Below are 20,422 nucleotides of genomic sequence, written 5' to 3'. Positions count from 1 at the left end.
ACCTCGCGCGGCGGCGGGGGGGGGTTCACTTGGTTTTTTGGGGGCGGGGGTTGAGAGGCAGCCTCTGGCCGGTGGCCCCTTTCAAACAAAAATCCCCTCCCCCGCCCCCCGGCCGTTGCCGCCCCGAACCGCGCGTTGTCGCCCGGACCGCGCTGAACAGGGGCAAAGCGGTCGGCCAGGGCCCCACGCGATAGCCTGGAGGCCGATTGACGGGGCCCCGCCCACTGCGGGCGGGGCGCCCACCAGCGCCCGGGCGCGCCCCGGGCGGCCGACGAAGCGAGGGGTAGCCCAGCCGTGCGCATTGCCAGGTTTTCCGTCCGGGAGGGGAGCCCTGCCGCCGGTAGCGTCTCCTTCGGCGTGGTGGAGGGCGACCCTTCCCGGCCCGACTCGCTGGTCGTCCACGAGCTGGCCGGTCACCCGTTCGGCCAGCCCCAGCCCACCGGCGAGAGTTACCGCTTCCAGGACGTCCGGCTGCTCAGCCCGATGCTCCCGAACAAGATCGTGGCGGTCGGCCGCAACTACGCGGCGCACGCGACCGAGCTCGGCAACGACGTCCCCGACGTCCCGCTCACCTTCTTCAAGCCGTCCACCTCGGTGATCGGCCCGACCGAGAACATCGCCTACCCGCCGTTCTCGTCGGACGTCCACCACGAGGCCGAACTCGCCGTGGTGATCGGCCGGATGTGCCGCGAGGTGCCGCTGGACCGGGTGCCCGAGGTGATCCTCGGCTACACCTGCGCCAACGACGTCACCGCGCGGGACATCCAACAGCGCGAGGGCCAGTGGGCCCGGGCCAAGGGCTTCGACACGGCCTGCCCGCTGGGCCCGTGGATCGAGACCGACCTCGACCCGAGCGACCTCGCGATCACCTGCACGGTCAACGGCGAGCCCCGCCAGAACGGCCGCACCTCCCTGATGATCCGCTCGGTCGCCGAGCTGATCGTCCACATCTCCGAGGCCATGACGCTGCTGCCCGGCGACGTCATCCTCACCGGCACGCCCGCAGGGGTGGGCCCCCTCAACGTCGGCGACGAGGTCGCCGTCTCCATCGAAGGCATCGGCACTCTCACCAACAAGGTGATCAAGCGTGGCTAACACTGACCCGGCCGTCCGGGTTCGCTTCTGTCCGTCCCCGACCGGCAACCCCCACGTGGGGATGGTCCGCACGGCCCTCTTCAACTGGGCCTACGCCCGCCACAACGGCGGCACGCTGGTCTTCCGGATCGAGGACACCGACTCCGCCCGCGACTCCGAGGAGTCGTACGACCAGCTGCTCGACGCCATGCGCTGGCTCGGCCTGGACTGGGACGAGGGCCCCGAGGTCGGCGGCCCGGACGCGCCGTACCGCCAGTCGCAGCGGATGGACATCTACGCGGACGTCGCCCGCCGCCTGCACGAGGCCGGCCACGCCTACCACTGCTACTGCTCCACCGAGGAGCTGGACGCCCGCCGCGAGGCCGCCCGCGCGGCCGGCAAGGCCTCCGGCTACGACGGCCACTGCCGCGACCTGACCGACGAGCAGGTCGCCGTCTACAAGCTGGAGAAGCGCGAGCCCATCCTGCGCTTCCGGATGCCGGACCGGACGATCTCCTTCGACGACCTGGTGCGCGGCACGCTCACCTTCGAGCCGGAGAACGTGCCGGACTACGGCATCGTCCGGGCCAACGGCGCCCCGCTGTACACCCTGGTCAACCCGGTGGACGACGCCCTGATGGGCATCACCCACGTGCTGCGCGGCGAGGACCTGCTGTCCTCCACCCCGCGGCAGATCGCGCTGTACGTCGCGCTCGCCGAGATCGGCGTCGGCAACGGCACCACCCCGCGCTTCGGCCACCTGCCGTACGTGATGGGCGAGGGCAACAAGAAGCTCTCCAAGCGGGACCCGCAGTCCTCGCTCAACCTGTACCGCGAGCGCGGCTTCATCCGCGAGGGCCTGCTCAACTACCTGTCCCTGCTGGGCTGGTCGCTGTCCGAGGACCGCGACCTGTTCGACATGGACGAGATGGTCGCCGCCTTCGACGTCGCCAGGGTGAACGCCAACCCGGCCCGCTTCGACCTGAAGAAGTGCGAGGCGATCAACGCCGAGCACGTCCGCCGGCTGGCTCCCGAGGACTTCGTCCGCCGCCTGGTGCCCTTCCTCCAGGGCGCCGACCTGCTGCCGGCCGAGCCGACCGCCGAGCAGCTGGACCTGCTCGCCAAGGTGGCGCCGCTCACCCAGGAGCGGATGGTCGTGCTGAGCGAGATCGTGAACATGGCCGGCTTCCTGTTCGTGGCGCCGGAGAAGTTCGCCCTCGACCCGGACGACGCGGCCAAGGTGCTGACCGCGGACGCCCGCCCGGTGCTGGAGACCAGCATCAAGGCGCTGGAGGAGCTCGCGGACTTCACCCCCGAGCCGATCCAGGCCGCGCTGCGCGAGGCGCTGGTGAACGGGCTGGGCATCAAGCCCAAGTTCGCCTTCACGCCGCTGCGGGTGGCCGTCACCGGCCGCCGGGTCTCCCCGCCGCTGTTCGAGTCCATGGAGCTGCTGGGACGCCCCGAGACGCTGCGCCGGCTGCGCGGCGCCCTGGACGCCCTGCCGGCCGCCTGAGCGGGCCGCCTGAGCGGGCCGCTGAGCAGGCCGCGGGCCCGGCTTCGTGCCGGGCCCGCGGCGTACCCGGAGGTCATCCGCAGGCCTCCCGTTCGCTGCCCGGGGTTATCGATTTTGGAGCCGGGGCCGACGTCGGGTAATGTTCTTTCTGCGCCGCCCGGGAGGGAACGGACGAGGAAGCGAAAGCCCCTCGGAAGGGACCGACCGAGAGGCGCAACGCCTGAGAAGGGCCCGCAGGGGTTCAACTCTGGTGGGGTATGGTGTAATTGGCAGCACGAGTGATTCTGGTTCATTTAGTCTAGGTTCGAGTCCTGGTACCCCAGCGCAGTACGTCAGTACAGCACAAAAGAAGATCAAGCCCCCGTTGTGTAGCGGCCTAGCACGCTGCCCTCTCACGGCAGTAGCGCCGGTTCGAATCCGGTCGGGGGTACTGATCCCGCAAGGGATCACCTGGAAAGCCCCCGTTGTGTAGCGGCCTAGCACGCTGCCCTCTCACGGCAGTAGCGCCGGTTCGAATCCGGTCGGGGGTACTGATCCCGCAAGGGATCGCCAGGAAGCCCCCGTTGTGTAGCGGCCTAGCACGCTGCCCTCTCACGGCAGTAGCGCCGGTTCGAATCCGGTCGGGGGTACTTCAGGGCAGGAAGCCGGTGGGCTCGCCCATCGGCCCTTGCTTTGTGTTGGGGTATGGTGTAATTGGCAGCACGAGTGATTCTGGTTCATTTAGTCTAGGTTCGAGTCCTGGTACCCCAGCCAGAAATTGGAAAGACCCCGGTTCCGGGGTCTTTTTGCTTTCCCCGGAAATATCCCGAAGGGCCCCGCTCCGTTCCGAGCGGGGCCCTTCGGGCTTTCCGCGGGGGCTCCCGGCGGCCCGGGACGGGTGGGGGCGAGGCGCCGTCCCGAGGCCCCCCGGGGCGGCGCTCGACAGTCACCCGCGCGCCACCCCGGCGCGGCCCGAGCGCTGTCCATGCGCTAAGACTGCGGTCTCACTCTGCGAGACGCCAGTTCAATCTCCGGCGAAAAGCGCCACTCTGGACGGAAGCGGCCCGGGAGTCTCAGGGCGGCGCACACGCTTTGACCTCGAAGAACACGAGAAGGCCGGCAACGCGGCCGGCTGGAGGGAATCCGATGGGACGGACACTCGCAGAGAAGGTCTGGGACGACCACGTCGTGCGGCGCGCGGAGGGCGAGCCCGACCTCCTGTTCATCGACCTGCACCTGCTCCACGAGGTCACCAGCCCGCAGGCCTTCGACGGGCTGCGGCTGGCCGGTCGCAAGGTCCGCCGCACGGATCTGACGATCGCCACCGAGGACCACAACACCCCGACCCTGGACATCGACAAGCCGATCGCCGACCCGGTCTCCAGGGTGCAGCTGGAGACCCTGCGGAGGAACGCCGCCGAGTTCGGCGTCCGGATCCACTCGCTCGGCGACATCGAGCAGGGCGTCGTGCACGTCGTCGGCCCGCAGCTCGGCCTCACCCAGCCCGGCACGACCGTGGTCTGCGGCGACTCCCACACCTCCACCCACGGCGCCTTCGGCGCACTGGCGTTCGGCATCGGCACCAGCCAGGTCGAGCACGTGCTGGCCACCCAGACCCTGCCGCTGGCGCCGTTCAGGACCATGGCGATCACCGTCGAGGGCGAGCTGCCCGAGGGCGTCACCGCCAAGGACCTGATCCTGGCCGTCATCACGAAGATCGGCACCGGCGGCGGCCAGGGCTACGTCCTGGAGTACCGCGGTTCGGCGATCCGGAGCCTCTCCATGGAGGCCCGGATGACCGTCTGCAACATGTCGATCGAGGCGGGCGCCCGGGCCGGCATGATCGCCCCGGACGAGACCACCTTCGCGTACCTGAAGGGCCGGCCGCACGCCCCGCAGGGCGAGGACTGGGACGCCGCCGTCGCGTACTGGGAGACCCTGGTCACCGACGAGGACGCGGTCTTCGACCACGAGATCCTCATCGACGCGAGCGAGCTGACCCCGTTCGTCACCTGGGGCACCAACCCGGGCCAGGGCGCCCCGCTGGGCTCCAACGTGCCGGACCCGGCCTCCTTCGCCGACCCGCAGGAGCGCCTGGCCGCCGAGAACGCCCTGGCGTACATGGGCCTGGAGGCCGGCACCCCGCTGCGCGAGGTGGAGGTGGGCGCCGTCTTCGTCGGCTCCTGCACCAACGGCCGGATCGAGGACCTGCGGGCCGCCGCGGCCGTCGTGGAGGGCCGCCGGATCGCCGACGGGGTGCGGATGCTGGTGGTGCCCGGGTCCGTCCGGGTCGCCCTCCAGGCCGTCGAGGAGGGCCTGGACAAGGTGTTCACCGCCGCCGGTGCCGAGTGGCGCCACGCGGGCTGCTCGATGTGCCTGGGCATGAACCCCGACCAGCTCGCCCCGGGGGAGCGCTGCGCCTCCACCTCGAACCGCAACTTCGAGGGACGGCAGGGCAAGGGCGGCCGCACCCACCTGGTCTCCCCGCAGGTCGCCGCCGCGACCGCCGTGCTGGGCCGCCTCGCGTCCCCCTCCGACCTGACCGCCGACGTCGCTGCCGTGGAGGCCTGAGCCATGGAGAAGTTCACCACCCACACCGGCCGGGCCGTCCCGCTGCGCCGCAGCAACGTGGACACCGACCAGATCATCCCCGCCCACTGGCTCAAGAAGGTCACCCGATCCGGTTTCGAGGACGGGCTGTTCGAGGCCTGGCGCAAGGACGAGTCGTTCATCCTCAACCGGCCCGAGCGGCAGGGCGCCACGGTCCTGGTGGCCGGCCCCGAGTTCGGCACCGGCTCCTCCCGCGAGCACGCCGTCTGGGCGCTCCAGAACCACGGCTTCCACGCGGTGATCTCGTCCCGCTTCGCCGACATCTTCCGCGGCAACTCCCTGAAGAACGGCCTGCTGACGGTCGTCCTCCCGCAGGAGACCGTGGAACAGCTCTGGGCGATCACCGAGAGTGACCCTTCGGCCGAGATCACGGTCGACCTGGAGGCGCGCGAAGTGCGGGCCGAAGGCGTCACGGCGGCCTTCGAACTGGACGACAACGTCCGGTGGCGGCTGCTCAACGGGCTGGACGACATCAGCATCACGCTGCAGAACGAGGCCGACATCGCGGCCTTCGAGACGACCCGCCCGGCGTTCAAGCCCCGTACTCTGCCGGTCGTCTGAGTTCCCCTCAGAACAAGCATTCTGACGATCCGCCGGATGGCCCGTGCCCCCCTCGGGGGGGCCGGGCCATCCGTCGTTCCGGAGCACGAGTTAGCGTCGCGGCCCGCCCCGGATTGCCCATTTGGCTTTGCGGAAGAGGGCCCCGCGCAAGTACAACTGCGGGTAGATGGCACAATCAGTACATGCACCGGCACCATGAACCTCCGTACGCGGGCGGCGAACCCGCAGCGGAGGACTCCGGGGGCCGGCCATCCGAACGCCGAATTGACGACCGGCCGGACGTCGCCTCCGCACCAGCTGAGGGGCCGGACGACCAGGAAGTCGCAGCGCTCTACGCGCTCGTGGCCGAGCGGTTGAAGCAAGCTCACGCCCGCGTGCATGCGCTGAACGTGTCTGCCGATGCAAAGACCGCTCTCACCCGTCAACTCCTCATCGTCACCGAGGCCGCCAAGCGCGATCTTCCGGAGGCGGCAAGGCGGTTGAGTCGCTTTGTACATGACCTGGACGAGGGGCCCCCGCCGCTCGGCTGAGGTCGCCGACGCGCAAATCCATTGCGACACTAGGGTGATTCGCGCGTTTGGTAATTGAAAGTCCGCAGATACATACCTAACGTGCGAAAAGAACGGATGGAATCATCCGGCGCCCGTTTCCGAAGGGGAAGACGTGAACAAGGCTCAGCTTGTCGAAGCGGTGGCCGAGCAGCTGGGCGGTCGCAAGGCTGCCGCAGAGGCCGTCGACGCAGTGCTCGACACCATGGTCCGTGCCGTTGTGGCGGGTGACCGGGTTTCGGTCACCGGGTTCGGCACCTTCGAGAAGGTGGAGCGCTCCGCGCGCTTCGCCCGCAACCCGCAGACCGGCGAGCGGGTCAAGGTCAAGAAGACCTCGGTGCCCCGCTTCCGTCCTGGCCAGGGCTTCAAGGACCTGGTCAGCGGCAGCAAGAAGCTGCCGAAGGAAGGCCCCTCGGTGAAGAAGGCCCCCAAGGGCTCCCTCACCCCGGGCAAGAGTGGCGTGGCCGCCACCCCGGCTGCCAAGCGTGCCGCCACCAAGCGCGCCGCCGCTGCCGCTGCCGCCGCCCCGGCCACCAAGAAGGCCGCCGCCAAGAAGACGGCGACCACGGCCGCCGCCAAGAAGGCCGCGACCACGGCTGCCGCCAAGAAGACCACGGCGACCGCCAAGAAGAGCGCCGCGAAGACCACGGCCGCCAAGACCACGGCGGCGAAGACCACCGCCGCCAAGACCACGGCCGCGAAGACCACCGCCGCCAAGAAGACCACGGCGGCGGCCGCGACCAAGAAGACGGCCGCGGCGAAGAAGGCCACCACCACGGCTGCCGCCAAGAAGACCACGGCGACCGCCAAGAAGGCGACCGCCACGGCCAAGAAGACGGCGCCGGCGAAGAAGACCGCCACCCGCAAGACCACCGCGCGCAAGACCTCTGCCAAGTAAGTCCCGCGCGGCCGTCCCCGGACGGCTTTCGGCCAGGAGCCGCGGCACCCCCTTCCGTGAATTCACGGAGACCGGTCGCCGCGGCTCTTTCGATTTCCGGGCGCTTAGTCAGGAATCGACGGCATGCGGCGGCCCGGAGCTGCCAGGGGTGTGGCGGGGCCGGTCCGCGCTCGGTCAGGGGCCCGGTGGCGCCGGGCCCTGCCGTCAGCCCCCGGCGGGGTCGGGGAAGGTCTGGAGCGTCACGAAGACCACCCGGCGGGCCTCGCCGGCGCCCTCGGTGCGGATCCGCACCCGTTGTCCCGGCCGCAGCAGCCGCAGGCCGCCGGCGTCGAAGGCGGCCGCGTCGAACGGCACCGGGGTCCCGTCGTCGAGCAGCACGGAGCCGGCCCGGGTGGCGGGGTCGAAGGTGAACGCGGTGGCCTGCATGCGAGCAGCATAGCGAGCGGGCCGGCCGGGGCCCCGGACCAGGTCAGGACCCGGGCCGGGCAGCTGCCGGGACGGGTTCGGGCCAGGGCTCAGGACAGGCTCAGACGGGCGAACAGCGCGCTGGTGTGCGGGCCGAGGCCGAGCACCGCGGCCTCGCCGAGGTCCGTCCCGGTGTCCACGTCCCGGCGCACCGACTCCACGTCCGCGAGGCGCAGTTCGAGCGCCCCGCCGGCCGCGTGCCGGGCCCGTGAGCCGTCCCCGAAGGCGGGGGAGAGCGCGTGGCCCGGGGCGCAGGCGAGCAGCGTGGTGCCGAGCCCGGGGGAGTCCGGCAGGAAGGCCCGGCCGTCCGGCGGCACCGCGCCCAGCACCCGGGCCAGTTCGGCCGGGCGCAGCGCGGGCAGGTCGGCGGAGAGCGCCGCCAGCGGGGCGAGCGGGGCCAGTGCCAGGGCGGTCGAGGCGCCGTGCGCCAGCGCCCGGTTGAGGCCGCCGCCGGGCTCGTCGGCGACCACCAGCGCGCCGAGCGCGGCCAGCCGGGCGCCGGCCGCGGTGTCGGGGGTGACCACCAGGACCCGGTCGACGCCCGGGGTGTCCAGTGCGGCGGAGACGGTGTCCAGCGCGAAGGACAGTGCCAGGTCCGCCCGGTGCGGACCGGCGTACGGGGCCAGTCTGCTCTTCGCCAGGGCGAGCGGCTTGAGCGGCAGCACCAGCGACCAGCCGGCGGTGGGTGCGGCGGGCGGGACGGGCCTGCTGGGGCGTACGGTGTCCTGGGTCATCGGCGTCATTGTGGCGCCGGTCCAGGAGCCCTCGCCAGGCCGTCCGAGCTGTGCGGACGTGCGTTTGATCACGCCTGCCGGGCGGGTTGGCGCGGTTGCTCGACAGCCGGTGATCGGGCGGGCGACACTGTTCCGCACCCATGGCCCGGGCACCGGAGGAAACGGTGCGCGGCACCGGGACGCCATGACCGCGGCACCGTGTGCCGCATCGGATGAGAAGGAGCTGGGGTGGCCCGCCGCTCGTACGCCAAGTTCGGCAACGCCGACTACGGCATCTGGTACCGCTTCGCGGCCGTGCTGGTGAAACCGGTGACGACCGCCCTGGTGAAGCCCGACTGGCGGGGCTGGGAGCACATTCCGAGGAACGGCGGCTTCATCGCCGCGGTGAACCACAACTCGATCATCGACCCGGTGATCTACGCGCACTGGCAGTACAACAGCGGGCGGCCGCCGCGCATTCTCGGCAAGTCCTCGCTGTTCTCGATCCCCTTCATCGGATTCATGCTGCGCAAGACCGGCCAGATTCCGGTGTTCCGCGAGTCCACCGACGCCGCGCAGGCGTTCCGGGCCGCGATCGACGCGGTCAACGGCGGTCAGTGCGTGCAGTTCTACCCGGAGGGAACGCTCACCCGGGATCCGGACCTGTGGCCGATGACCGGCAAGAGCGGGGTCGCCAGGGTCGCGCTGATGACCGGCGCGCCGGTCATCCCGGTCGCCCACTGGGGCGCCCACGAGATCATCCCGCCGTACGGCCGGGCCGGCGTCGGGAAGGGCAGGTTCAACCTGTTCCCGCGGCACCGGGTCACCGTCACGGCCGGGCCCCCGGTGGACCTGAGCAGGTACCAGGGCCAGGAGCTCACCGCCCAGGTGCTCGCCGACGCGACCGAGGACATCATGACGGCGATCACCGAGGTGCTGGCCGAGGTGCGGGGCGAGGAGCCGCCGGCCGAGCGCTACGACATGCGCAGGGCGGCCAGGGAACGGGCCGCGGCCGCCCTGGCCGAGCGCCGGCGCGCCAAGGGCGAGCGGGGCACCGACGCGGGGGAGGCCGGAAAGTGACTCGTTGCGCCGTGATGGGAACCGGCTCCTGGGGCACCGCGTTCGCGCTTGTGCTCGCCGACGCGGGCTGCGAGGTCGTGCTCTGGGCCCGCCGCCAGGAGCTGGTGGACGCCGTCAACTCCACCCACGAGAACCCGGACTACCTGCCGGGCGTCCGGCTGCCCGACACCGTGCGGGCCACCACCGACGCCGCCGAGGCGCTGGCCGGCGCCGACTTCGCGGTGCTGGTGGTGCCCTCGCAGACGCTGCGCGACAACCTGGCCGCGTGGACGCCGCTGATCGAGCCGCAGACCGTGCTGGTGAGCCTGATGAAGGGCATCGAACTCGGCACCGCCAAGCGGATGAGCGAGGTGATCGACGAGGTCACCGGCGTCGGCGCCGAGCGCGTCGCGGTGGTCAGCGGCCCGAACCTGGCCAAGGAGATCGCCAACCGGCAGCCCGCGGCCAGCGTGGTCGCCTGCACCGACGAGGCGGTCGCCAAGCGGCTCCAGGCGGCCTGCCACACGCCGTACTTCCGGCCGTACACCAACACCGACGTGGTGGGCTGCGAACTCGGCGGCGCGGTCAAGAACGTGATCGGCCTGGCGGTCGGCATGGCGGCCGGCATGGGGCTCGGCGACAACACCAAGGCGACCCTGATCACCCGTGGGCTGGCCGAGACCACCAGGCTCGGCGAGGTGCTGGGCGCCGACCCGCACACGTTCGCGGGACTCGCCGGGATGGGCGACCTGGTGGCCACCTGCTCCTCCCCGCTGTCGCGCAACAACACCTTCGGCATGAACCTGGGCCGGGGCATGTCGCTCGCGGAGACCATCGCGGCCACCCGGCAGACCGCCGAGGGCGTCAAGTCCTGCGAGTCGGTGCTGGACCTGGCCCGGCGCAACGGGGTCGACATGCCGATCGTCGAGGCCGTGGTGGACGTGGTGCACAACGGGCGGCCGACCCAGGAGGTGCTGCGGGGGCTGATGTCGCGTTCGGCGAAGGCGGAGCGGCGCTGAGTCCCGCGGCACGCCGGGAGTCCGGCGGCGCACGGGGCTTCGGTCGGCGCCGCTGACCTACCGGAAACACCTCGCACGGTAGTCTCAAACCCGATATGAGCATCGAACAGTCCTCCCCGAACCGGCCCGACCGGAAGCCGCGCGTCGCGCTGGTCTTCGGCGGGCGCAGCTCCGAGCACGCGATCTCGGTCTCCACCGCGGGCAGCGTGCTCAGGGCGATCGACCGCGACAAGTACGACGTGCTGCCGATCGGCATCACCCACGAGGGCCGCTGGGCGCTGACCAGTGACGAGCCGGCCCGGATGGCCATCACCGACGGGAAGCTGCCGGACGTGGCGCACGTCGCCGAGGGCGTCGACGGCCAGGTCGCGCTGCCGATCTCGCCGGGCAGCCGCGAGGTGCTGCTGAGCGAGCAGGGCAGCGCGCCCAAGGCCCTCGGCGAGGTCGACGTGGTGTTCCCGCTGCTGCACGGCCCGTGGGGCGAGGACGGCACGATCCAGGGTCTGCTGGAGCTCTCCGGCGTCCCGTACGTCGGCAACGGCGTGCTGGCCAGCGCGGCCGGGATGGACAAGGAGTTCGCCAAGCGGCTCCTGGCCTCGCACGGGCTGGACGTCGGCCGCTACACCGTCGTGCGGCCGCGCGAGTGGGAGTCCGAGGCGGGCCGCGCGGCGGTGCGCGAGCGGGCCGCCGAGCTGGGCCTGCCACTGTTCGTGAAGCCCTGCCGGGCCGGCTCCAGCATCGGCATCACCAAGGTGAAGGACCTGGCCGACCTCGACGCCGCGATCGAGGAGGCCCGCCGGCACGACCCCAAGCTGATCATCGAGGCGGGCGTGACCGGCCGCGAGATCGAGTGCGGCGTGCTGGAGTTCGAGGACGGTCCGCGGGCCAGCGTGGCCGGCGAGATCCTGGTCGGCGAGGGCTTCGACTTCTACGACTTCGAGGCCAAGTACATCGACTCCTCGGACGTGCGGATCCCGGCCGACCTCACCGCCGGGGAGCTCGCCGAGATCCGCCGCCAGGCGGTGGCGGCCTTCGAGGCGCTCGGCTGCGAGGGCCTGGCCCGGGTGGACTTCTTCCTGCTGGAGGACGGCACCTGGATGATCAACGAGGTCAACACCATGCCCGGCTTCACCCCGATCTCGGCCTTCCCGAAGATGTGGGAGGCCAGCGGGGTCTCGTACCCGGAGCTGATCGACCGGCTGCTCGGGGCGGCGCTGCGGCGTTCGACCGGACTGCGCTAGGTCCCGGAGCGGTCGGCCCCCGAGCGTGCGAGGGCGGGCCGGGAGGTTCCTCCCGGCCCGCCCTCGGTTCCGTTCCGTCCGGCGCGCTCTTCCGTCCGGTGTGTTCCGCCGCCCGGCTCAGCCGGGGACGTGCGCCCTGACCACGCCGCTCAGGGCGGCCGCCGGGTCGAAGGGGTTCTGCGCGGCGCCGGCCGGGACGGTCACCTCGACGTAGGCGGCGCGCATGGTCGACACGAAGCGGTAGCCGCCGTCGGCGAGCTTCTGCGACCACCAGGTGACGTCGTCGACGCTCGGGGACCAGTCCGCGGCGTGGTCGCCGTCCAGCTCCTCCGGCCGGTCGATGCCGCAGCGCAGCACCGTCCGGGGCGAGGAGCCCCAGGCGGCCACGTACGGGGAGGCGGGGGACGGGTCCTTGCGGGCGTGACCGAGCAGTTCGGCGGGCAGCGCGGCGGCGAGCGAACGGCAGTACTCGGCCGCCCTGCCGCCCGGCTGCGGGACCTCGACCCCCGGTTCGGCCGGGCCCCGGCCGCCGACCAGCACCACGACCGCGCAGGTGAGGGCGACCGGCAGGGCCAGCCAGCGAACCGGGGCCGGCAGGGCGGTCAGCGCCTCGGGGACGCGCAGTTCTCTGGCCACCCGCCGATGGTATCCGGGGCTTACAGGTGCACCACGGGACAGGTGAGGGTGCGGGTGATGCCCTCGACCTTCTGGACCCGGGCCACCACCATGCGGCCCAGCTCGTCGACCGTTTCCGCCTCGGCCTTGACGATCACGTCGTAGGGACCGGTGACGTCCTCGGCGGTGAGCACGCCGGGGATCTCGGAGATGGTCTCGGCCACGGAGGTGGCCTTCCCAACCTCGGTCTGGATCAGGATGTATGCCTGTACCACGGGGACCTCCCGGCGGCCGGTTAGGGGGATAGCCGCCGTGAGCGCCAGGTCGGGCGGGAAGGGTGGAGTGGGCTCACCGGCAGTCTGATCACCACGCTACCCTGCGGCGGGCCGGGGAGGGGAGACCCCGAGGCCCCGGAAGGGCGTACGCTGCGCGCGGGGGAGCGCGACGGGGACCGAATCGGATGGCAGCGCCATCCGGAAGGAAAGGCGAGAGGACGGCAGATGCAGGGGACCGTGGGCGAGCTCGGAGAGTTCGGCCTCATCAGGGAGCTGACCGCCAGGGTGCCGCTCACCGATGCGGTCGACCTCGGCCCGGGCGACGACGCCGCGGTGGTGCGGGCTCCGGACGGCCGGGTGGTGGCGACCACGGACGTCCTGATCGAGAACCGGCACTTCCGCCGGGACTGGTCCACCGCCTACGACGTGGGCCGCAAGGCCGCCGCCCAGAACCTCGCCGACGTGGCCGCGATGGGGGCGGTGCCGACCGCCATCCTGCTCGGCCTGGTCGCCCCCGCCGACCTGCCGACCACCTGGGCCACCGAGCTGATGGACGGGCTGCGCGACGAGTGCCAGGTGGCCGGGGCGACGGTGGTCGGCGGCGACGTGGTGCGCGGCGACACCGTCACGCTGGCCATCACGGCGCTCGGAAACCTTCAGGGGCGCGCGCCGGTGACACGCGCCGGTGCCCAGGTCGGCGACGTGGTCGCGGTGACCGGCTGGCTCGGCTGGTCGGCCGCCGGGCTGACCGTGCTCCAGCGCGGCTTCCGCTCCCCGCGCGCCTTCGTCGAGGCGCACCGCCGGCCCGAACCGCCGTACCACGCGGGCCCGGCGGGGGCCGAGTTGGGCGCGACCTCGATGATCGACGTGAGCGACGGGCTGGTCGCCGACCTCGGCCACGTGGCCCGGGCCAGCGAGGTGGACATCGACCTGAAGGCCGCCGACTTCGACGTCCCGGCGCAGATGGCCGACATCGGCCAGGCGGTCGGGGTGGACCCGCTGGTCTGGGTGCTCTCCGGCGGCGAGGACCACGCGATCGTGGCCACGTTCCCGCGCGGGGTCCAACTCCCGGCCCGCTGGCGGGTGGTGGGCGAGGTGACCGGCCGCCCGAGGGGCAGCCGCGGCGGCCGGGTGACGGTCGACGGCGCCCCCTGGGACCGGGTCGGCGGCTGGGACCACTTCGCCGAGTAGGGCGCCGTCCGCGCCGATCCCCGTGCGGGGGGCGGCGCGTGACGCTCCGGTGCGCGGGGGCGGGCATCGCGGGTGCGTTGTGCGTAGGCTTGCGGCAGCCCAGCCCGCCGGTCCGGCGCGGGTGGTCCGAACCACGGCGAGCGGGAGCACACCAGACATGCGCATCGGTGTCCTGACCAGCGGCGGCGACTGCCCCGGCCTCAACGCGGTGATCCGCTCGGTGGTGCACCGGGGAACCGACGTCCACGGTGACGAGATCGTCGGCATCCTGGACGGCTTCCTCGGGCTGATCGAGGGCCGCACCCGGAACGTCTCGCACGACGACGTCACCGGCCTGCTCACCCTCGGCGGCACCATCCTGGGCTCGGCCCGGGTGCGGCGGGACCGGATCGCCTGGGCGGTGGAGAACGCCAAGTCGCTGGCCAGGGAGATCGGCATCGACGCGCTGATCGCGATCGGCGGCGAGGGGACGCTGACCGCCGCCAAGCTGTTCAGCGAGGCCGGGCTGCCGGTGGTCGGGGTGCCGAAGACCATCGACAACGACATCGACGCCACCGACGTGACCTTCGGCTTCGACACCGCGGTGCACGTCGCGACCGAGGCGATCGACCGGCTGAAGACCACCGCCGAGTCCCACCAGCGCGTCATGGTCGTCGAGTTGATGGGCCGGCACACCGGCTGGATCACCCTCACCGCGGGCATGGCGGGCGGTGCGCACGGCATCCTGATCCCGGAGAAGCCCTTCGACATCGAGGCCGTGGCCCGGATAATCGAGGACCGCTTCGCGCGCGGCAAGAAGTTCGCCATCATCGCGGTCGCGGAGGGCGCCTCCCCGCTGCCCGGCACCATGCGCTTCGACCACGGCGAGGTCGACCAGTACGGCCACCGGACCTTCGGCGGGATCGGCAACCGGCTCGCCCACGAGCTGGAGAACCTGCTCGGCAAGGAGGCCCGCCCGGTCATCCTCGGCCACGTCCAGCGCGGCGGCACCCCGACCGCCAGGGACCGGGTGCTCGCCACCCGGTTCGGCTGGCACGCGGTGGAGGCCGTCCACCAGGGGGCGTTCGGGCACTTCACCGCGCTGCGCAGGACCGGCATCGACATGCTGCCGATCGGCGACGCGGTGACCCGGCTGAAGACGGTGCCCGAGGACCGCTGGGCGGAGTCCGAGGCGGTGCTCTGACACCGCGCGGGTAGGTTGGGGCCCATGGTTTCGACTGCACCCCCCCGCGTGGCACCCCCTCGCGAGGCGCCTCCCCGCGTGCTCACCGTGGCCGGCTCCGACTCCGGCGGCGGCGCCGGCATCCAGGCCGACCTCAAGGCGATGCTCGCCCTCGGCGTCCACGGCATGAGCGTGATCACCGCCGTCACCGCGCAGAACTCGCTCGGCGTCCAGGGCTACTGGGAACTGCCCGCCGAAGCCGTCCGGGCGCAGTTCCGCAGTGTGGTGGACGACATCGGGGTGCAGGCCGTGAAGACCGGCATGCTCGCCTCGGTCGAACTGGTCGAGACCGTCGCCGGGCTGCTGGCCGGGGTGGACGCCCCGGTGGTGGTCGACCCGGTCGGGGTCTCCAAGCACGGGGACGCCCTGCTGGTCGCCGAGGCGGTCGCCACCGTCCGCGAGAAGCTGCTTCCGGTCGCCACCCTGGCCACCCCCAACCTGCACGAGGTGACCCAGCTCACCGGACTGGCCGTCGAGGACGAGTCGCAGATGATGGACGCCGCCAAGGCGCTGGTCGACCTCGGGCCGCGCTGGGCGCTGGTCAAGGGCGGCCACCTGGCGGGCGAGGCGGCCGACCTGCTGTACGGCGGGCCGGGCGAGGTGCACTGGTTCCGGGCGCCGCGCTACGACAACCGGCACACCCACGGCACCGGCTGCACCCTGGCCAGCGCGATCGCGGCCGGTCTGGCCAAGGGCGAGCCGCTGCCGCGGGCGGTGGCCTCGGCCAAGGAGTACATCACCGGCGCGATCGCCGGGGGCTTCGCCCTGGGCGCCGGCATCGGGCCGGTCGACCACGCCTGGCGCTGGCGCTGAGCGTCGGCGCCGAACGGCTCGGAGAACAGTGGTGGGGGGGGTCCTCGGAGGAGCCCGCCCACCACCGTCACGGCCGGAAATCGGCGTGGCCGGTCACGGAAACAGTGAAGCCGGCCCATCCGAGGATGAACCGGCTCACTGGAGGACCGGCATGCCGGTCTGCGCGTCAGCGCGAGACCTTACCGGCCTTGATGCACGAGGTGCAGACGTTGAGCCGCTTCGGCGTCCGCCCAATCACAGCGCGCACCGTCTGAATGTTGGGGTTCCAACGACGGGGGGTACGGCGGTGAGAGTGGGAGATGCTGTTGCCGAAGCCCGGCCCCTTGCCGCAGACGTCGCAGTTGGCAGCCACAGGAGTCACTCCAAGACTTCAGATCAGATACTTTCGAAAACCCCGCTCACCCACCAGAACACTCGCGTGAACCGGGTCGGACAAGGGGGTGAGCCTGGACGGTTCCAGGCAACCGGAAGAGCATACAACGCTTGCTTCCGTCCCACGAAACTACCATGACCGGCCGGCTGATCGCTCCGGTCGCCGGACCGGACGACCCTCCCCGGCCCCCGATAACCTGCCGGTATCACCCCTCGCCGCCGGCCCGGACGAGCGCTGCCCCCCGGCACGCGCCGTCCCTCGGGCCGGCACGGCGTCCCGTTCCGGAGGAGACCTGGTGCTGCACACGCTCGACGCCCCGGCCGTGCGCACCTGGTGCCAGCTCGCGCTGCGCGCGCTCGGCCAGGCCCGCGAGGAGATCGACGCGCTCAACGTCTATCCCGTCCCGGACGGCGACACCGGCACCAACCTCTACCTGACCGTCGAGTCCGCCGCCGCCGAGGTGGAGAGCCGGTTCGCCGACCCCGGCGCCGGCCCGGCCCCCGGCCTGGCCGACACGGTCCGGGCGATGGCCCGCGGCGCGCTGGTCGGCGCCCGCGGCAACTCCGGGGTGATCCTCGCCCAGTGGCTGCGCGGCACCGCCGAGACCCTGGCCGAGGGCGGCGGCGCCGACCAGCTCCGGGCCGCCCTGCAACGGGCCGCCGACTCCGCCTACCAGGCCGTCGCGGAGCCCGTCGAGGGCACCCTGCTGACCGTCGCCCGGGTCGCCGCCCGGGAGGCCGTCCGGGCCGGGGGCGGGCTCGCCCAGGTCGCCGACACCGCCTACCGGGCCGCCAGGGACGCGCTGCGGCACACCCCCGAGCAGCTCGCCGTCCTGGCCGAGAACGGGGTGGTGGACGCCGGCGGGCGCGGCCTGGTGGCCGTGCTCGGCGCGCTCGCCGACGCCGTCGCCGGACAGCAGCCGATGGGGCCGGTCGCGCTGCGCGGGGACGTCCGGGCCGCGGAGAGCTGTGAGACGCGCCGCAGGCCGCCCGGCCCCGGCCACCCCGCCTTCGAGGTCATCTACCTGCTGGACGCCCCCGACGGGGCGCTGCCCGCGCTGCGCAGGCGGCTCGGCACGCTCGGCGACTCGCTGGTGATCGGCGGCGGCGACGGCCTGTGGAACGTGCACGTCCACGTGGACGACGCGGGCGCCGCCGTGGAGGCCGGGGTCGAGGCCGGGCGCCCGCACCAGATCCGGATCACCCACTTCGCCGAGGCCGCCGCCCGGGCCGGCACCGCCGCCGAGCCCGGCGAGCGCGAGGACCGGGCCCGCGCGGTGCTCTCGGTGGTGTCCGGCGGGGGACTGGCCGAGCTCTGCGAGCAGGCCGGCGCCGTCGTCCTGCACGCCGACCCGGACCGCCCGCCGGCCAGCGCCGAACTCGCCGCCGCGGTGCGCCGCTCCACCGCCCGCGAGGTCGTCCTGCTGCTCAACGACCCCGAACTGCGCGCCGCCGCCGGCGCCGCCGCCGACCAGCTGCGCGAGGAGGGGATACGGATCGCCGTACTGCCCACCCGCTCCCCGGTGCAGGGGCTGGCGGCGCTCGCGGTGCACGAGGGCGGCCGCCGCTTCGACGAGGACGTGGTCGCCATGACCTCCGCCGCCGGGGCCACCAGGTACGCCGAACTCGCCGTCGCCGAGGGGGAGTCCTGGACGATGGCCGGGGTCTGCCAGGCCGGGGACGTGCTCGGGCTGATCGACGGCGACGTCGCGGTGATCGGCACCGGGCTGGCCGAGGTCGGCGAGAGCGTGCTGGACCGGATGCTCGGGGCCGGCGGCGAACTCGTCACGCTGGTCCTCGGCGAGGGCACCGACGAGGCGCTCGCCGAACGGCTGGTCGCCCACGTCCGGCACCGGCGGCCCGAGGTGGACGCGGTGGTCTTCCACGGCGGGCAGGAACCGGCGCCGCTGCTCATCGGGGTGGAGTAGCACCCGGTTCGTCGGTGCCTTGGTGTAGACAGGGGCCTGATGGGCGCTCTCGATGAACCACTGACCAAGCTCGTCGGCGACCGCACCGCGAAGGTGCTCGCCGACAGCCTCAAGCTGCGCACGGTCGGGGACCTGCTGCACCACTATCCGCGCCGCTACGTCGAGCGCGGCCAGCTCACCAGCCTGGACGAACTGGAGATCGACGAGCACGTCACCGTGCTGGCCCGGATCGAGAAGGTCACCCTGATCCCGTTCCGCGGCCGCAAGGGCGACCGGCTGGACGTGGTCGTCACCGACGGCCGCAGCCGGCTCTCGCTGGTCTTCTTCAACCAGGGCTGGCGGCAGAAGGAGCTCAAGGCGGGCGCCCAGGGCCTGTTCGCGGGCAAGGTCGGCGTGTTCAACCGCAGCCGCCAGCTGGTCTCGCCCGACTACCAGCTGCTCGACGAGGACGCGGGCTCCGACGCGGCCAGGCAGTTCGCCGGCCGGCTCATCCCGGTGTACGGAGCCAGCGCGCAGATGCCCAGCTGGAAGCTGTCGATCTGCGTCGAGACGGCGCTCACCAAGCACCTCGGCGACGTCGGCGAAGCACTGCCCGCCGAACTGCGCGAGCGGCACGACCTGATCCCGCTGCCCGAGGCGCTGGAGCTGATCCACCGCCCGCGCAGCCACGCCGACCGCGAGCGCGCCCAGAACCGGCTGCGCTGGGACGAGGCCTTCGTGCTCCAGGTCGCCCTCGCCCAGCGCCGGGCCGCCGACTCCGCGCTGCCCGCCAAGCCGCGCCGGGCCCGCGAGGGCGGGCTGCTGGACGCCTTCGACGCCCGGCTGCCGTTCACCCTCACCGAGGGCCAGCGGAAGGTGTCCGCCGAGATCGCCGCGGACCTCGCCACCGAACACCCGATGCACCGGCTGCTCCAGGGCGAGGTCGGCTCGGGAAAGACGCTGGTCGCGCTGCGCGCCATGCTCGCCGTGGTGGACGCGGGCGGCCAGGCGGTGCTGCTGGCACCCACCGAGGTGCTCGCCCAGCAGCACCACCGCTCGGTCGTCGAGATGATGGGGGACCTCGCAGAGGGCGGCATGCTCGGCGGCTCCGACCTCGGCACCCGGGTGGTGCTGCTGACCGGCTCGATGGGCGTGCCCGCCCGCCGTCAGGCGCTGCTCGACATGGCCTGCGGGGACGCCGGGATCGCCATCGGCACCCACGCGCTGATCGAGGACAAGGTGCAGTTCCAGGACCTCGGCCTGGTCGTGGTGGACGAGCAGCACCGCTTCGGCGTCGAACAGCGGGACGCGCTGCGCGCCAAGGGCGAGCAGCCCCCGCACCTGCTGGTGATGACCGCCACCCCGATCCCGCGCACCGTCGCGATGACCGTCTTCGGGGACCTGGAGACCTCCGTCCTGGACCAGCTGCCGGCCGGCCGCTCGCCGATCTCCACCCACGTCGTCCCGGCGCTGGAGAAGCCCAACTTCCTCACCCGGGCCTGGGAGCGGGTCCGCGAGGAGGTCGGCAAGGGCCACCAGGCGTACGTGGTCTGCCCGCGGATCGGGGACGAGGAGCCCGCCGCCGCGGCGAAGGACGGCAGGAAGAAGCGCAAGGCGGCCGAGGAGGACTTCGAGGAGGTCGCCGACGCTGGCGCCGAGAGCGAGGAACGGCGGCCGCCGCTCTCGGTGGTGGAGACGGCGGAGAAGCTGGTCAGGGGCCCGCTGAGCGGCCTGCGGGTGGAGATCCTGCACGGCCGGCTCGCGCCGGACGCCAAGGACGAGGTGATGCGCCGGTTCTCGGCCGGTGAGGTGGACGTGCTGGTCGCCACCACCGTGATCGAGGTCGGCGTCAACGTCCCCAACTCCACCGCGATGGTCATCATGGACGCCGACCGGTTCGGCGTCTCCCAGCTCCACCAGCTGCGCGGCCGGGTCGGTCGCGGCAGCGCGGCGGGCCTGTGCCTGCTGGTCAGCGACATGCCGGGGGGCAGCGCCGCCCGGGCCCGGCTGGACGCGGTGGCGGGCACCCTGGACGGCTTCGAACTGTCCAGGATCGACCTCGAACAGCGCCGCGAGGGCGACGTGCTCGGCCAGGCGCAGTCCGGGGTGAAGTCCTCGCTCAAGGTGCTCTCGGTACTGGAGGACGAGGAGGTCATCCTCACCGCCCGCACCGAGGCCACCCGGCTGGTCGCCGAGGACCCGGACCTGGCCGCCCACCCGGAGCTGCGCACCGTGCTGGAGAGCCTGCTCGACGAGGACCGCGCGGCCTACATGGAGAAGGGCTGAGCCCTGCTTCGCCCAGCCGGATTGTCAGACCCCCGCGAGAGAATGAAGGTGTTCAGGGCGC

General features: G+C 72.5%; 19 protein-coding genes and 5 tRNA genes. 19 read left to right on the top strand and 5 right to left on the bottom strand.

What is annotated here, in order from left to right; genetic code table 11:
• Positions 1 to 294: 294 nt before the first annotated feature.
• From ACZ7C5_RS34905 to ACZ7C5_RS34855, 11 genes are all read left to right on the top strand, one after another.
• A complete protein-coding gene (locus ACZ7C5_RS34905) occupies positions 295 to 1,095 on the top strand; it encodes a fumarylacetoacetate hydrolase family protein (protein WP_401092061.1) in 801 nt (266 codons plus the stop codon).
• Complete coding sequence (gltX, locus tag ACZ7C5_RS34900) at positions 1,088 to 2,587, top strand: glutamate--tRNA ligase (protein ID WP_470324220.1); 1,500 nt, start codon at positions 1,088 to 1,090, stop codon at positions 2,585 to 2,587. The genes ACZ7C5_RS34905 and gltX overlap by 8 nt, the downstream gene beginning before the upstream one ends.
• Before the next feature lie 251 nt (positions 2,588 to 2,838).
• Positions 2,839 to 2,910, top strand: a tRNA-Gln gene (locus ACZ7C5_RS34895).
• A 34-nt stretch (positions 2,911 to 2,944) separates the two neighbouring features.
• Positions 2,945 to 3,017 (top strand) — tRNA-Glu (locus tag ACZ7C5_RS34890).
• 27 nt (positions 3,018 to 3,044) lie between these two features.
• A tRNA-Glu gene (locus tag ACZ7C5_RS34885) sits at positions 3,045 to 3,117 on the top strand.
• 26 nt (positions 3,118 to 3,143) lie between these two features.
• A tRNA-Glu gene (locus ACZ7C5_RS34880) sits at positions 3,144 to 3,216 on the top strand.
• A gap of 49 nt (positions 3,217 to 3,265) precedes the next feature.
• Positions 3,266 to 3,340, top strand: a tRNA-Gln gene (locus ACZ7C5_RS34875).
• Positions 3,341 to 3,712: 372 nt separating this feature from the next.
• Positions 3,713 to 5,137, top strand: coding sequence for a 3-isopropylmalate dehydratase large subunit (leuC, locus tag ACZ7C5_RS34870; protein ID WP_470324219.1), 1,425 nt, complete (start codon positions 3,713 to 3,715; stop codon positions 5,135 to 5,137).
• Positions 5,138 to 5,140: 3 nt separating this feature from the next.
• Positions 5,141 to 5,737: a 3-isopropylmalate dehydratase small subunit gene (gene leuD, locus ACZ7C5_RS34865; protein WP_188298536.1), complete on the top strand. Its 597-nt coding sequence runs from the start codon at positions 5,141 to 5,143 to the stop codon at positions 5,735 to 5,737.
• A 182-nt stretch (positions 5,738 to 5,919) separates the two neighbouring features.
• Entirely contained in the window at positions 5,920 to 6,267 is a 348-nt protein-coding gene (locus tag ACZ7C5_RS34860; RefSeq protein ID WP_401092058.1) for an SCO5555 family protein, read from the top strand.
• Positions 6,268 to 6,400: 133 nt separating this feature from the next.
• Positions 6,401 to 7,183: an HU family DNA-binding protein gene (locus tag ACZ7C5_RS34855; RefSeq protein ID WP_401092057.1), complete on the top strand. Its 783-nt coding sequence runs from the start codon at positions 6,401 to 6,403 to the stop codon at positions 7,181 to 7,183.
• A 204-nt stretch (positions 7,184 to 7,387) separates the two neighbouring features.
• Here the strand turns inward: ACZ7C5_RS34855 and ACZ7C5_RS34850 are convergent, their stop codons facing one another.
• On the bottom strand, positions 7,388 to 7,609 hold the full coding sequence (locus ACZ7C5_RS34850; protein ID WP_401092056.1) for a hypothetical protein: 222 nt from the start codon (positions 7,607 to 7,609) through the stop codon (positions 7,388 to 7,390).
• Positions 7,610 to 7,698: 89 nt separating this feature from the next.
• Positions 7,699 to 8,382, bottom strand: coding sequence for a 2-phospho-L-lactate guanylyltransferase (cofC, locus tag ACZ7C5_RS34845; protein WP_401092055.1), 684 nt, complete (start codon positions 8,380 to 8,382; stop codon positions 7,699 to 7,701).
• Positions 8,383 to 8,610: 228 nt separating this feature from the next.
• On the opposite strand from cofC, the gene ACZ7C5_RS34840 reads away from it, so the two are divergent.
• The 3 genes from ACZ7C5_RS34840 to ACZ7C5_RS34830 all read left to right on the top strand — a co-directional run bounded on the left by ACZ7C5_RS34840 (position 8,611) and on the right by ACZ7C5_RS34830 (position 11,680).
• Positions 8,611 to 9,441 (top strand): lysophospholipid acyltransferase family protein, encoded by an 831-nt coding sequence (locus ACZ7C5_RS34840; RefSeq protein ID WP_401092054.1) that lies wholly within the window; start codon positions 8,611 to 8,613, stop codon positions 9,439 to 9,441.
• Positions 9,438 to 10,439, top strand: coding sequence for an NAD(P)H-dependent glycerol-3-phosphate dehydrogenase (locus ACZ7C5_RS34835; RefSeq protein WP_470324218.1), 1,002 nt, complete (start codon positions 9,438 to 9,440; stop codon positions 10,437 to 10,439). The genes ACZ7C5_RS34840 and ACZ7C5_RS34835 overlap by 4 nt, the downstream gene beginning before the upstream one ends.
• A 95-nt stretch (positions 10,440 to 10,534) precedes the next feature.
• Positions 10,535 to 11,680, top strand: coding sequence for a D-alanine--D-alanine ligase family protein (locus ACZ7C5_RS34830; protein ID WP_401092052.1), 1,146 nt, complete (start codon positions 10,535 to 10,537; stop codon positions 11,678 to 11,680).
• A gap of 117 nt (positions 11,681 to 11,797) precedes the next feature.
• Here the strand turns inward: ACZ7C5_RS34830 and ACZ7C5_RS34825 are convergent, their stop codons facing one another.
• A complete protein-coding gene (locus ACZ7C5_RS34825) occupies positions 11,798 to 12,316 on the bottom strand; it encodes a DUF3515 family protein (protein WP_401092051.1) in 519 nt (172 codons plus the stop codon).
• A gap of 20 nt (positions 12,317 to 12,336) precedes the next feature.
• Positions 12,337 to 12,570, bottom strand: a complete 234-nt coding sequence (locus ACZ7C5_RS34820) for an Lrp/AsnC family transcriptional regulator (RefSeq protein ID WP_188298010.1) — start codon at positions 12,568 to 12,570, stop codon at positions 12,337 to 12,339.
• Positions 12,571 to 12,795: 225 nt separating this feature from the next.
• On the opposite strand from ACZ7C5_RS34820, the gene ACZ7C5_RS34815 reads away from it, so the two are divergent.
• The 3 genes from ACZ7C5_RS34815 (at position 12,796) to thiD (ending at position 15,796) form a co-directional block, all read left to right on the top strand.
• On the top strand, positions 12,796 to 13,761 hold the full coding sequence (locus tag ACZ7C5_RS34815) for a thiamine-phosphate kinase (protein WP_188298009.1): 966 nt from the start codon (positions 12,796 to 12,798) through the stop codon (positions 13,759 to 13,761).
• Between the two features lie 157 nt (positions 13,762 to 13,918).
• A complete protein-coding gene (locus tag ACZ7C5_RS34810; protein ID WP_401092050.1) occupies positions 13,919 to 14,944 on the top strand; it encodes an ATP-dependent 6-phosphofructokinase in 1,026 nt (341 codons plus the stop codon).
• 24 nt (positions 14,945 to 14,968) lie between these two features.
• Complete coding sequence (thiD, locus tag ACZ7C5_RS34805; protein ID WP_401092049.1) at positions 14,969 to 15,796, top strand: bifunctional hydroxymethylpyrimidine kinase/phosphomethylpyrimidine kinase; 828 nt, start codon at positions 14,969 to 14,971, stop codon at positions 15,794 to 15,796.
• A 166-nt stretch (positions 15,797 to 15,962) separates the two neighbouring features.
• Here the strand turns inward: thiD and rpmB are convergent, their stop codons facing one another.
• Positions 15,963 to 16,148: a 50S ribosomal protein L28 gene (rpmB, locus tag ACZ7C5_RS34800; RefSeq protein ID WP_014138233.1), complete on the bottom strand. Its 186-nt coding sequence runs from the start codon at positions 16,146 to 16,148 to the stop codon at positions 15,963 to 15,965.
• 316 nt (positions 16,149 to 16,464) lie between these two features.
• Here rpmB and ACZ7C5_RS34795 point away from each other — a divergent pair, with 316 nt between their 5' ends.
• Together ACZ7C5_RS34795 and recG are read left to right on the top strand one after the other, a co-directional pair.
• Positions 16,465 to 18,096 (top strand): DAK2 domain-containing protein, encoded by a 1,632-nt coding sequence (locus ACZ7C5_RS34795; RefSeq protein WP_401092138.1) that lies wholly within the window; start codon positions 16,465 to 16,467, stop codon positions 18,094 to 18,096.
• Between the two features lie 39 nt (positions 18,097 to 18,135).
• A complete protein-coding gene (gene recG / locus ACZ7C5_RS34790) occupies positions 18,136 to 20,361 on the top strand; it encodes an ATP-dependent DNA helicase RecG (RefSeq protein WP_401092139.1) in 2,226 nt (741 codons plus the stop codon).
• Positions 20,362 to 20,422 lie beyond the last annotated feature (61 nt).

The organism is Kitasatospora sp. NPDC036993, assembly GCF_055607525.1.
This window is presented reverse-complemented; position numbering and strand designations above follow the sequence as displayed.